12 protein-coding genes are annotated in these 12,364 nt (G+C 70.1%); 5 read left to right on the forward strand and 7 right to left on the reverse strand.

Annotated features, from left to right (window positions below; genetic code table 11):
- Window positions 1-23: 23 nt before the first annotated feature.
- Genes Mth01_RS03950 through Mth01_RS03960 form a run of 3 tightly spaced genes read left to right on the forward strand, consistent with a single transcriptional unit; the run spans window position 24 to window position 3,169 of the window.
- Entirely contained in the window at window positions 24-779 is a 756-nt protein-coding gene (locus Mth01_RS03950; protein ID WP_204011353.1) for an ABC transporter ATP-binding protein, read from the forward strand.
- Entirely contained in the window at window positions 764-2,578 is a 1,815-nt protein-coding gene (locus tag Mth01_RS03955) for a hypothetical protein (protein WP_204011354.1), read from the forward strand. Before Mth01_RS03950 ends, Mth01_RS03955 begins: the two co-directional genes overlap by 16 nt.
- A 48-nt stretch (window positions 2,579-2,626) precedes the next feature.
- On the forward strand, window positions 2,627-3,169 hold the full coding sequence (locus Mth01_RS03960) for an MOSC domain-containing protein (RefSeq protein ID WP_204011599.1): 543 nt from the start codon (window positions 2,627-2,629) through the stop codon (window positions 3,167-3,169).
- Between the two features lie 122 nt (window positions 3,170-3,291).
- On the opposite strand, the gene Mth01_RS03965 is transcribed toward Mth01_RS03960, so the two are convergent.
- The 4 genes from Mth01_RS03965 to Mth01_RS03980 form a co-directional block, all read right to left on the reverse strand.
- A complete protein-coding gene (locus tag Mth01_RS03965; protein ID WP_204011355.1) occupies window positions 3,292-4,224 on the reverse strand; it encodes a F510_1955 family glycosylhydrolase in 933 nt (310 codons plus the stop codon).
- A gap of 13 nt (window positions 4,225-4,237) precedes the next feature.
- Window positions 4,238-5,806, reverse strand: a complete 1,569-nt coding sequence (locus tag Mth01_RS03970) for a multicopper oxidase family protein (protein ID WP_204011356.1) — start codon at window positions 5,804-5,806, stop codon at window positions 4,238-4,240.
- 84 nt (window positions 5,807-5,890) lie between these two features.
- On the reverse strand, window positions 5,891-6,391 hold the full coding sequence (locus tag Mth01_RS03975) for a hypothetical protein (RefSeq protein ID WP_204011358.1): 501 nt from the start codon (window positions 6,389-6,391) through the stop codon (window positions 5,891-5,893).
- 60 nt (window positions 6,392-6,451) lie between these two features.
- Window positions 6,452-7,738 (reverse strand): glycosyltransferase family 4 protein, encoded by a 1,287-nt coding sequence (locus Mth01_RS03980; RefSeq protein ID WP_204011360.1) that lies wholly within the window; start codon window positions 7,736-7,738, stop codon window positions 6,452-6,454.
- Between the two features lie 345 nt (window positions 7,739-8,083).
- Between Mth01_RS03980 and Mth01_RS03985 the strand changes: the two genes are divergently transcribed.
- Window positions 8,084-8,368, forward strand: coding sequence for a DUF3040 domain-containing protein (locus tag Mth01_RS03985; protein WP_204011362.1), 285 nt, complete (start codon window positions 8,084-8,086; stop codon window positions 8,366-8,368).
- 86 nt (window positions 8,369-8,454) lie between these two features.
- Window positions 8,455-8,958 (forward strand): DUF1203 domain-containing protein, encoded by a 504-nt coding sequence (locus Mth01_RS03990; protein WP_204011365.1) that lies wholly within the window; start codon window positions 8,455-8,457, stop codon window positions 8,956-8,958.
- Window positions 8,959-9,247: 289 nt separating this feature from the next.
- Here Mth01_RS03990 and Mth01_RS03995 read toward each other — a convergent pair whose 3' ends face one another.
- The 3 genes from Mth01_RS03995 to Mth01_RS04005 form a co-directional block, all read right to left on the reverse strand.
- Window positions 9,248-10,849 carry a penicillin-binding transpeptidase domain-containing protein gene (locus tag Mth01_RS03995; protein WP_239089334.1) on the reverse strand — a complete coding sequence of 534 codons (1,602 nt, stop codon included), beginning with the start codon at window positions 10,847-10,849 and terminating at the stop codon, window positions 9,248-9,250.
- Window positions 10,850-10,963: 114 nt separating this feature from the next.
- Window positions 10,964-11,614 (reverse strand): lysophospholipid acyltransferase family protein, encoded by a 651-nt coding sequence (locus Mth01_RS04000; RefSeq protein WP_239089335.1) that lies wholly within the window; start codon window positions 11,612-11,614, stop codon window positions 10,964-10,966.
- A 349-nt stretch (window positions 11,615-11,963) separates the two neighbouring features.
- Window positions 11,964-12,362, reverse strand: a complete 399-nt coding sequence (locus tag Mth01_RS04005) for a DUF2809 domain-containing protein (protein ID WP_204011369.1) — start codon at window positions 12,360-12,362, stop codon at window positions 11,964-11,966.
- Window positions 12,363-12,364: the final 2 nt, after the last annotated feature.

Raw genomic sequence — 12,364 nt, forward strand, 5'->3', positions numbered from 1 at the left:
CGCCGTCGCCCTTGGGAGGGCCCGTGACCGCTGCGCTGGAAATAACGGGATTGGTCAAGAGGTTCGGAGAAAAGGTCGCCGTCGACGGGGTCGATCTGAACGTTCCGCAAGGTTCGTTCTATGGTCTGGTCGGACAGAACGGCGCGGGCAAGACCACGACGCTGTCGATGGCCGTGGGCCTGCTCCGGCCCGATGGCGGGACCGCCCAGATCTTCGGCGCCGACGTCTGGGCGGACCCGACGCGGGCCAAGGCGCTGGTCGGAGTGCTTCCCGACGGCCTGGCCATGCCGGAGCGGCTGACGGGCCGGGAGGTGCTGACCTATCTCGGCCTGTTACGCGGGCTGCCGCCGGAGGTGGTGGCCGAGCGGGCCGAGGAGCTCCTGGCGGTGCTCGAGCTGGACCAGGCGGAGAAGACCCTGGTGATCGAGTATTCGACCGGCATGCGCAAGAAGATCGGCCTGGCCACCGCCTTGCTGCACGCCCCCCGGCTGCTCGTGCTGGACGAGCCGTTCGAAGCCGTCGACCCGGTGTCCGCGGCGACGATCAAGACGATCCTGCGGGGATTCGTCGCGGGCGGGGGATCCATCGTGCTGTCCAGCCACGTGATGGCGCTGGTGGAGCAGCTCTGCGACCACGTCGCGGTGATCGACAAGGGCGGGGTCGCGGCTGCCGGGACCCTGTCGCAGGTGCGGGGTTCGCAGACGCTGGAGGACAGGTTCGTTGAGCTGGTCGGCGCGGACGACGGCGAGGCGAAGGAGCTGTCGTGGCTGTCGCGCTGACCATGGCGCGGATGAAGATCGCTATCATCCGCAACTCGATGACCGGCCAGCGGGCCGGCCTGATCACCCTCGGCGGCCTGCTCGGCGTGGCGCTGGCGGTCGGCACGATCGCGCTGTCGCTGACCGGGCCGGAGCTGCTCGGCCCCGCCTACGCGGTGTGGATGCTCGGGTGGATCCTCGGCCCGGTCTTCGCGGGCGGCGGCGACGAGACGATCAGGCCGGAGTTCTTCGCACCGCTGGGCCTGCCGCCCCGGCGGTTGGCCGCCGGGCTGCTGGCGGCCGCGTTCGTCGGAATCGCGCCCGTGATCAGTCTGCTGGCGCTGACGGGGCTGGCGGTTTTCGGGATACGGCAGGGCGTCGCGGCCGGCCTGGTGGCGCTGCCCGCCCTGCTGCTGCAGTTGGTGGTGTTCGTCCTGCTGTCGAAGGTCGCGGTCGCGGTGTTCGGCCTCGCGCTGCGCTCGCGGGTGAGTGCGATCGCCGCCGGACTGATCAACGGCATGGTGCTGGCGCTGCTCGGGCAGGGCTGGGTGTTCGCCGTCGCCTACAGCGAAGCAGGCGGGGTGCCGCCCGTGGTGGCCGACGTGGTGCGCGCCGTCCCGTCCGGGTGGGGCCTCGTCGCGGTCGAGTCCGCGGCCGCTGGCAGGTGGGGACGGGTCGCCGCCGCACTCGCCGCCCTGGCCCTACTGGCCGTGCTGCTGCTCGCGGCGTGGGCGGTGCTGCTGACCCGGCGAGTGGGACGCGCACGGGCCGCCACCGGAGGGCGCAGGCCGATGCGCGCCACCACGGCGACCGGCGCCGTGCTGGGCAAGGAGACACGCACCTGGTCACGTGATCTGGTCCGGACCCACCAGCTGACGTTCGCCCTGGCCTACGGGGTGTTCTTCGCGGCGATCCCACTGCTGATGGGCTGGGACCAGATGCTGCCGTGGGCGGGTCCGATCTTCATCCTGATGGCCGCCGCGATGTCGGCCAACATCTACGGCACCGACGGGACCGCGCTCTGGCTCACGCTGCTCACCCCGCGAGCCGGCGACGTGCGCGGCCGCCAGCTCGCCTGGCTGCTGTTCGTCACACCCGTGGCGCTCGCGCTGACGCTCCCGCTCACCGCGCTCGTCGACGGTCCGTGGCCGCTGGTGCTGTCGATCATGTTCGCGCTGCTCGGCGGCGGAGCCGGGCTGGTGCCGCTGGTCTCGGTGTATGGGCTCGTGCCGGGAATCGATCCGCACAAGCGCGGCGGCAACCCCCTGCGCACCACGGAAGACGACGGCTCGGCGACGGGCATGATGTACGCCATGCTGGCGCTGGGGCTGCTCACGGCGCTGCCCGCCGGCATCGTGGCGCTCCGGTACGGCTGGGCCGGGGTGCCCGTCGGCCTGGCGACGGGGGTGCTGTGCTGGTGGGGCCTGGGCGCGTTGGCCGCGCGCAGGTTGCGCGGTCACGGCCCGGAGTTGCTTCACCTGATGCGCACGGGCCGACGCGACACCGGCGCCGGCACGATGGCCAGGTACGAAGATCTGCCCAGGCGCGACCAGGCCATCGTCGGCCTGTGCATGACGCTCTGCCCGATCGCGCTGTTCCCCCAGGGCATCGTGCCGGGCGTCTTCAAGATCACAGGGGTGGACAGCCGAGCGTGGTTCCTCGCCCTGTACCTGCCGTCGTGGGCGCAGTGGCCGACGATCATCCTCATGGTCCTGCTGGGCGTCGCCCTGGGCGCGGCCTCGATCCACCTCCTCCAGAAGTACCGGCGACGCCCGGATCACGCCGAGATGATCGAACGTGCGCGGCATTCGCCCGATTAGTCTTGGGTCGTGACAGATCATCGTGGTGTATGGGGGGAGCTGCGCGGCATGGGTGGGACAGTGACGGCGGTCAGCAGCAACGGCGAATACTCCTTCACCAAGCCGAACCGGAGCAGCATCACCTTGCTCGCGGGGCTCGGCGTGGAGGGGGACGTGCACGCCGGCGTCACGGTCAAGCACCGCTCGCGCGTGGCGCAGGACCCCACCCGGCCCAACCTCCGTCAGGTCCACCTCATTCATGAGGAGCTCTTCGCGGAGGTCGGCCAGAAGGGCTTCCGGGTGGCACCCGGCGAGCTCGGGGAGAACATCACCACCAGCGGGATCGACCTGCTCGGCCTGCCCGTGGGCACGCTGCTGCGCTTCGGGGACGGCGCGATCGTGGAGGTCACGGGTCTGCGCAATCCCTGCGTGCAGATCGACAATTTCCAGGACGGACTGCTGAAGGAGGTCGTCGCCCGGGACGAGGACGGCAACCTCGTGCGCAAAGCCGGGATCATGGGCGTCGTGAAGGAAGGCGGCGTGGTACGGCCCGGTGATCCGATCAAGGTTGAGCTGCCGCCGGAACCGCATCGGCCCCTCGACCGGGTCTGACCGGCACCCGTCACGCCGTACGGCCGGCGCGGCGGTAGCCGTACCCGGCGTAGAGGCCGAAGGCCAGCAGCCAGGCGGTGAGCACGAAATCTACATTGTAAAGACGGACGCTGGAAGGTCATTCACGCTTGATGGATGACGGCGAAGCCGGTTCCTCCGTCCGTCGACTCGTAAACCGTGCCGTCCATGGCGGCGGCGAGCAGGTGCCGGGCGGAGACGGCGGTGAAGGCGACGGCGTGCGCGGGCAGGCGACCCCGGGCGCGCCAGGTCGCACCGCCGTCCGCGCTGGCGTGGACCCCGCCGTCGGGAGCCACGCCGATGAGTTCGCCCTCATCCGTCACGTCGAGGAACGACAGCAGGGGAGCGCCGGTCAGCGGCCGGAACGTCTCGCCCCCGTCCACGCTGACCTTCACCCCCTCAGGCGTGGTGGCATAGACGGTGTCCGGGGTGCGCGCTCCGGCGGCGAGGTCGAGTAGGTCGAGCCGGGCCGCCGAGGTGAGCTTTCCGCTCTCGCCCCGCCAGACCCGGCCGGTCTGCGCGTCGTAGCCGTAGACCCTGGCCCCCGCGACCTGCAGGGCGTGGAAGTCGGCCTTACCGGCCAGGGCCACCTGTTCCCAGGTCGTGCCCGCGTCCGTGGAGCGGATCAGGCCCAGGTGCGGGGCCTGACCGGCGGCGATGTCGGCGGCCGAGGGATGGCCGCTGGCGTAGAACGTGCCGGGCCCGGCGACCGTGAAGCCCATGTGGTCGGCGTCGCGGTCGCCGACGCGGACCAGTTGGCCGCCCTCGACGGTGAACAGCCCGAAGTGTCCCGCCACGTAAACCTTGCCGGTGGCGGGGTCGACGCCCAGCCCGTGCACGTGGCCGACGCCCTGATCGGCCGGCACAGCGGAGGTGGTCGGGCCGGTGCCGTACGGCACGGCAGCCTCGTCGGCGCTCCCGCCGCAGGCGGCCAGGGTGGTCGTCAGCAGGAGCCCGCCGACCACCCGCATTCCTCGCCTGCCGAGCCTTCCGAACCTGCCGTGGCGATCCCGGACCGGGCCGAAGATGTCCGTCATCTGAGCTCCTCCTTCAGGCCCGGTAGCCGAGCAGGGTCATCATCCCGGCCGCCCCGTGGTAGATGTTGTGGCAGTGGATCATCCAGATGCCGGGGTTGTCGGCGTCGAAGTCGGCGTTCACCGTCGCTCCGGGCAGCACGATCGCGGTGTCCTTGCGTAGGCCGCTCGCCCCGAGGGCGAAGGTGTGGCCGTGCAGATGCATGGGATGCCACATGAGGGTCCGGTTGACGAAGGACAGCCGCACCCGTTCGCCGGACTTCACGGGTTCGATCACCTCGGGGTCGTACTTTCTGCCGTTGATCGCCCAGTCATACCTAGCCATGCTCCCGGTGAGCATCAGCTTGATCGTGCGATCCGGCGCCCTGGCCGGCAGCCGTACGGCGTCCGCGGGGGTGAGCCGGTCATAGGAGGCGAGACGGCCGTCCAGCTCGGCCGGCCAGACGTCTGCCTTCGGCGCGCGGGCGCCGGGGGCGGTGCGGACCAGGGCCCGGGCCACGGCACGCTTGCCCTCGGCCAGTGCCGCCAGGGGGAACACCCCATCTTTGAGGGTGACCAGCACGTCGTACCGCTCGCCCATGCCGAGCAGCAGCGCGTCGGTCTCGACCGGCACGACGGGGAAGCCGTCGGCGTGGGTCACGGTCATGGCGTGACCGGCCAGTGCGACCCGGAACGCGGTGTCGCCGCCGGCGTTGATGATCCTGATCCGCAGCCGGGCGCCCGGATTGGCGGCGAAGGTCTGCGGGGCCGTCGCGGTCCTGCCGTTGACCAGGAAGTGGGGGTAGTAGACGTCTCCGGCGTCGCCGCCGAGGAGGTCGCTTTCCGCGTTCATCATCATGTGCGGCCACGAGGCCCCCGGGGATGCCGTCGAGTCCGGCATCGACATCCCCTCATGGCCGTGACCACCGCCATGGCCGCCGCCCCCCGACATCGACGTGATCTCGGCCAGCACCTCATCCGGTGTGCCGGTGACGCCGTCCAGCCAGTCGTCGAGGACGACGGTCCACTCGTCGTCATAGTCATACGGCTCGGCCGGATCCTCCACGATGATCGGCGCGTACAGTCCGCGATCCAGTTGCGTGCCGTGATGGGGATGGAACCAGTACGTCCCGGGATGGGACGCGGTGAACTCGTAGACCATCTCCCCACCCGGGGGGATGGGCGGCTGGGTGACCCCCGGTACGCCGTCGGCGTCGTTGCGCAGGGCGAGGCCGTGCCAGTGGACGGTGGTCTCCTGAGGGAGCCGGTTGGTCAGCCGGGCCCGGACGACCTCGCCGGCCCGGACGCGGATCGGCTCCCCGGGCAGGCGGTCGCCGTACATCCAGGTCCGGACCACGGGACCGCCGAGGTCGGCGCGGCCTTCCCGGGCGATCAGGTGGAACTCGCGCACCTGGCCGGGCCGGCGCGCCGCCTCCGCGGCGCCGACCTCGGGGCCCGACGGCCGTACAAGGGCGCCGCTCCCGGGCCGGGGATCCGCTGATCGGCGTGCTGATTCACTCCGGGCGGGGGAGCAGGCGGTGGCGAGGGCGCCTCCGGCGGCGGCCAGACCGGCGCGCAGGAAGAGCCGTCGATCGATCGATGACATGATGATTCGCTCACAGTTCACGTACGGAAAGGGCACACGGAGAACCGGGTGAGGCGAAGACGTGCCTGACCTGGCCGGGAGCCTCTATACGCGCAGAACCGCGACGCGTCGTAGCGACAGCGCGAACGGCGGAGCCGGCGAACCGCGCGCCGGAGGAAGGCGGGTCGGCCGCTCACCTGGGCCGCGTACGCCTTTGGGGAGGCGGCCGGCCCCCAGCAGACGCAGCACCAAGGTCACAAGGATCGCGGCGACCGCGGTCAGGCAGAAGACGATCGGGTTCGGCTGATCCGAATCCGGGCCGGAAGCCGTGACCGGCGGCGCCAGGTCCGCCGCCGTGTGCCCGGCCGGTGTGCCGTGCCCGGCGAGCCCGTCCTCCCCGTTGCCGCCGGGTGCGGCATCGCAGTGGGCGCACAGCGCGGGCATCGAGGGGGCGGGGCCGCAGAGGTGGGCGGCGATGTGACCGAGGCTCACGGCCAGCAGCGCGGCCACGAGCAGCAGGAGCCGCGGCAGCATCGCCTCCGTCGCGATCCCTCTGATCTTTCTGGGCGTCGCGGTCCCCGCGATCGCCGCGCTCCCCATGCGCACGGCATCACCCTATCGGCGGCGCCTCCCGGTCGGTCCTCCAGTGGGCGCCGCCGGTCGCTGTCAGAGCTCGGCCGGGAAATCAGCGAGATCCGTGGAACGGGGAGAGTGCCTGTCGGTGAGCCGGTCGGGGGAGAGCCCGCGGCGGAGCGCGCCCAGATCGGCGAGGAGCCGCTCCCACCGTGGGCCGATCACGTCGATGTCATAGCGGGCGGCGGTCGGCGGCCCCTGGGCGGCCAGCCTGGCGCGCAGCTCCTCGTCCTCGATGACCGCGCAGATCGCGTCGGCCAGAGCGTGGATCTTCTCGGGCTTGACCAGCAGCCCGTTCACGCCGTCGGTGATCAGCTCGGGCGGTCCGGTAGGGCAGGCGTAGCTGACGACCGGGAGCCCCTTGCTCATCGCCTCCAGGACCACCATGGGCCCGCCCTCGCGGCGTGAGCTGAGCACGAACATCGACGCCTTGACCAGGTCGGCGCCGACGTCCTGGACAGGCCCCGCCAACAGCACCTGATCGGTCAGGCCGCGCTTGTCGATGGCGGCCTGCAACTTCTCCTGGCGCGGTCCGGAGCCGAAGATCAGCAGCGTCCAGTCCGGGTGCCGGGCCGCGACGTGCGCCCAGGCGCGGATCAGCAGGTCATAGCCCTTGACATGGGTGAGGCGGCCGACCGTGACCGCCGTCTTCGCGGTGAGCGGAGACAGACCGCCCTCCAGCCGGGGCACCGCGTTCGGAATCCGGGCCAGCACGCCCGGTCGCGGCCTGCCGGCGCGCTCGAAGGCGCGTTCGTAGGCCTTGAGATCGGCCTCGGTGAGCGTGACGACCGCGTCGAGCCTGCCGTACCCCCGGGTGATCCGGGAGCGTACCGAGGGCCGGTGCCCGACGAGATTGCCATGCTCCTGCCCGATCGTGATGATCTCCGGAGGGGCGAACCTGGCGGCGATCAGGTTGAGGCCCGGCCGGGTGCCGATGAGCACGCCGCCGCGCCGCGACCGGAGGTAGCGGACCAGCTTGAGATCGGTCCTCAGCGTGAACCAGTGATAGGCCGCCTCGTCCTTGGGGACCAGCCGACTCGGGAATCGGGACAGCAGGCCCCGGCGCCGCGGCAGCCGATCGTCCAGATAGCGGATGCGGACGCCGGGGGGAACCGGGAAGAACGGCGCCTCGCGTTGCCTGACCACGCTGACGATCTCGACGTCGTGCGTGCGGGCCAGGTGCCCGGCGAGGTTGAACGCCGTACGGATCGTGCCGCCCATGCCGTTGGCGTGCAGCAGCAGAATGCGCACCTCGTGGACGTCGGGCGGCGAAGCCGATCGGGAACGCTGCCGGTCACGCGCCTCGATCGCCTTCACCATCGCCTTGGCGGCGGTGCGGCGTAATGAAGATCCGCGTAACGAAAATCCGCGTAACAAGGACAAGACATGCCCCGTTCATGTCGACTGATGATCCCCTCTTCCCTGAGACGTATCCGACAGCGCCGATGGTTGATGTGATTCAGGTCACATCACCGTGGTTTCCTCGATCGTCAGGCCCTTGATCGTCAAGGCGCAGATTGTCCCAGCGCACGACTACATTAGAACAGAATTTCGAGACCTGTCGCAACTTTCAACGCGCGGTAAATACCGGCCCTGGAAACGGCTAACGATCTTGATCGATGGGCAGAAAGTCGGCACACACCTCGCGTTCTGGAGAGTTGCGCCATGGCCTGGTCGCAGGACGAAGAGCGAATGCTTACGATGATCGAGCGGCATCTCACCGACGAAGACCCCAAGCTGGCTGCCAGGATCGAGTCCTTCAACCAGAGGGTGGAGCGGAGGGAGCACGGCCGGCGGCGGACGGCCGATCGTGCCGCCGGCGGGGCAGGGGCCCGCTGGCCACGCCGATCCACCATGATCATCACGTTGAGCTGGATGCTGATCGTGGTGCTGATCACGGCTCTGCTGATCATGGCTCTCCAGCACAACGCGGCCGCCCTCCCGATCTGAGCACGAGCTGTTACGCAGCCAGGCACCGACCACGATGACCGGTTTCCGCCAGCGTCCGTCGGGGACGGGGGCCGACGATTGGAGGCATGGCTTACGAGATCCGGGCTATCGAGCCCGCTGTAGTGGATCAACTCAGGAGAGTGGACGACGCGGGCCGGGAGCCGCGACAGGTCGCCGACACCGAGGGCGGCAGCCCGCTGCGCTGCTGTCTGCGGCGGTCGGAGCCGGGGGAGGATACCCTGCTGGTCTCCTATTCGCCGCTGCGCCGCTGGATGGCCGAGACCGGCGCCGATCCCGGTCCGTATGAGGAACTGGGGCCGGTGTTCATCCACGCGGGACCGTGTGCGGGGCCGCGACCGGGCTACCCGGAGGCGATGGGTGGGCCTCGGCGCGTGTTCCGCGCCTACCGGGCCGACGGCTCCATCCTCGGTGGGCACCTGCTTGAGGAGCACCGCTCGACCGATCCCGCGATGGCGTCCGCGCTGCTGGAATCACTCCTGGACAACCCGGAGGTCGCGTTGATCCACGTTCGCGCGGTGGAGTTCGGCTGCTTCCTGTTCGAAGCACGTCGCCCCGCCCCCACTCCGTGATCTTGCGAATTCTCGCACGAAAGCCTCCCGACCTGCGCGGATCCATTCCGTGATCTTGCAGATAATCGCAGGCACGCCGTACGACCTGCGTCTATGTATTAGCTGATCTTGCGGTCGCCGGGAAGTGCAAGATCACCGACAGTGTTTTCGCTGGTCAGTGGGTAGGCCTGCGAGAAACTGCAAGAACATGGACGTGAAGTGCCTGCTCATGGCGCCGACTGCGAGAATTCGCAAGATCACGGCAGGGGGAGGCTCTGGGCTCGTCTTGGTCTGGCTCTGTCCGATGGCCTTATCCGAGGGCCTTGAGGAAGGTGGCCGCGATCGGGGCGGCGACCGCGCCACCTCCGCCGCCGCCCTCGACCACGACGGCGAAGGCGAGATCGCCTCGGTAGCCGACGAACCAGGCATGCGAGTCGAGCTCGGGGCCGGTGCCGAACTCGGCGGTCCCGGTCTTGCCCGCGGTCCCGGCCGGCAGGCCGGCGGTGCGTGCCGTGCCCTTGGTCACCACGGCCTTCATCATCGCGCGGAGCTGCTCGGCCACCCCGTCGGGCAGCGGCGCGGGCGAGGCCTTCTGCTTGAGAGACGGCACCAGCGTGGGCGGGCGCCACGACCCGTCGGCCACGGTGGCGGCGACCCCCGCCATCACCAGCGGGCTGGCGGTGATCTCGGCCTGACCGAAGGACTCGGCCGCCAGCTCGGCGTCGCTGGTCGCCTTGGGCATGCTGCCCGTCGTCGCCGGCACGCCGATGTTGAGCGGCCGGTTGAACCCGAAATCGCCCGCCAGGTCGTACAGCTTCTGCGCACCCAGCTTCTCGGCGGTCATCGGAGCGAACGTGGTGTTGCAGGAATGGGCGTAGGAGTCCAGGAACGACAGCGAACCGAACGACTCGTGGTCGGAGTTTCGGATCTTCAGGCCGCCGACGTTCGCTTCCGGAGGGCAGGTCACCGTCGAGGACGGGGTGACGCCGGTGGCCAGCAGCCCGGCGGCGGTGATGGTCTTGAACGTCGAACCCGGCGGATAGCGGCCGTCCAGGGCCCGGTTGAAGCCGCCCTGGCTGTTGACGACCGCGAGGATCTCACCGGACGAGGGCCGGACGGCCACCAGGGAGGTGGGTTTGGGCAGGTCGCGTACGGCATCGGCCGCGGCCTTCTGCACCCGCGGATCGAGGCTGGTCCGCACGTCCTCGCCCCGCTTGCCCTTGATCGTGTGCAGTGTCTCGCTCTCGCTGCCGACGACCTGGATCTCGGTGGTCGGGGTGCCGGCGAGCCGCCTCTCGAAGGTCTCCTGCAGGCCACCGCGTCCCACCGCGCCGCCCACACGATAGGCCGCGCCCAGCTTCTTGACGTCCTTGGCGGTGGCCTTGTCCAGAAATCCGACGAGTTGCTGCACCGAACCGCCGTCGTCGCCGTCATCGATGCGGGCGCCGCCGGCATCCATGATCGCGGCCCTGGCCGGCCAGGTCGTCTTGATCGCCAAATGGTTGGCACCGCTCAGCGCGGGATGGACGGCGGCCGGAGACCAGTCCACCTTCCAGTGACGGTCCTTGACCACGAGCTGCAACTTGCCCTTATAGGTCCACTCGCCCACGTTCTTGAGGGACGCGGTCGCGGTGTAGGAGGCGGTGGAGCGGTCGTCGACAGGGTCGCTCACGCGCATGCCGGTGACGGTGACCTTGGTCGCGCCCAGGTTCTTCGTGAGCTCGGCATAGGCCGCCTCGAAGCCGGCGGCCGGGGCCGCGAGTTCGGCTTTCATGGCCGTGAGGTCCCCGCGTGACCATGCGGCCGTGAAGCGCTGGGCCGTCTCCAGCGGCGTTCCCCTGGTGTGCAGCAGGTAGTAGGCACCCCCCGCCCCGGCCGCCGCGGCCACCACGACCGCGGCAGATATGATCACGACCGTACGTCCTCGCGGCACCGTGTGACACCCCCTGAGGTCCGGATCGATCCCAGAGCCTAACGTGATCAGATGGAGATCCGCATCCCGGCTGCGTGCCGGCCCCCACAGCGATCAGGTGGCCGCTTTGACGCTCGCCGCGTACTTCGGGACGTACTCCTGGCCTGACAGCCGCTGGACGGCCTCCATCACCTGATCGGTGACCTCGCGCCGGTCGCGCGCCCGCCCGGGATCGCCGGCGAACGTCATCGGCTCGCCGATCCGGATGCCGATCCGGTACAGGCGCGGCACCGTGGCCCCCGGCGGCAGCACCTTGTCGACGCCCATCATCGCGACCGGGATCACCGGCGCGTGGGTGGTCAGCGCGAGCCAGGCGACACCGATCTTGCCGCGGTACAGGCGGCCGTCGGGAGAGCGGGTGCCCTCGGGGTAGATGCCGAACAGTTCGCCGGCCTTCAGCACCTCCACGGCCGAGTCGAGCATGGCCTGGGCGGCCGACGCGTTCTCCCGGTCGATCGACACCGTCCCCATGCCGCGCATCCACAGGGCGGTCAGCGGGTTGCCGGTGAAGTACTCGTTCTTGGCCACGAACCGCACCGGCCGGGGCAGCACCGCGGGCAGGATGAAGGAGTCGAGCACGGACAGGTGGTTGGAGGCGAGGATCGCCGGCCCGCTCGCGGGGACGTTGCCCCTGCCCTCGACCTTCGGTCGCCACAGCAGGCGCATCAACGGAACACTGATGATCTTGCTGGCGCGGTAAAGCACGGACTCTCCTCCATCGGGCACGTGCGATCAACCTTAGGCCGCCGCGCACGTGATTGTGCCGTCGCCACGTGTGGCGTGCTCAGGTTTTGTACGGCACAGCCAACCGGGTGGAGGTGATACGCGGACGCCCCACGAGAACGAGTCTCGCGGGGCGCCCACGCGAAGGCCGATGTGGCGGTCGCCTCCTCGGCGAGAGGCACAACACGGCTCCAGCCGAACGGTATTCCGTGAAGGCGATAATTGCGGCCCGGGGGACACAGACCACATCGACCGGTACCGACTCTAACCGACTCTCGGCCCTTGTTATTCCATCGGTCCCCCATGTCCTGGCATAGCCCCGGAACAGGGATCAGCCTGGCCGGGCCGTACGGCAGGTCAGGCGATGTGCCGTCCAGCCCACGCCTGCGCCGATGGCGTACCAGAACAGGTCGGGCGGGTTGAACGAGGTGCCGAACACCAGGCGGGCGAGCACGCTGCGCGCGGCGAGTTCCTCCGGGACGCCGGTCAGCTGGAAGAACTCCACCGCCCAGCTCGCCGCGAGCGCCACCGAGGCGGCGCGGGCGGGCCGCGTACGGGGAGCGGCCGCCAGGACCAGCGCGTACAGCAGCAGCGTGTAAAGGGCGTCCCCGCCGTACTTGGCGACCGGCCCGTCGGCCACGGCCCGGATCCCGAGCCCGGCGGCGACGGTGAGCAGGGCGGCGAGCACCGCGACCGGGCGAGCGACCGGGCGTGGCTCCGAAGCAGACATGA

The organism is Sphaerimonospora thailandensis (assembly GCF_016863115.1).
Classification (GTDB): Bacteria; Actinomycetota; Actinomycetes; order Streptosporangiales; family Streptosporangiaceae; genus Sphaerimonospora; species Sphaerimonospora cavernae.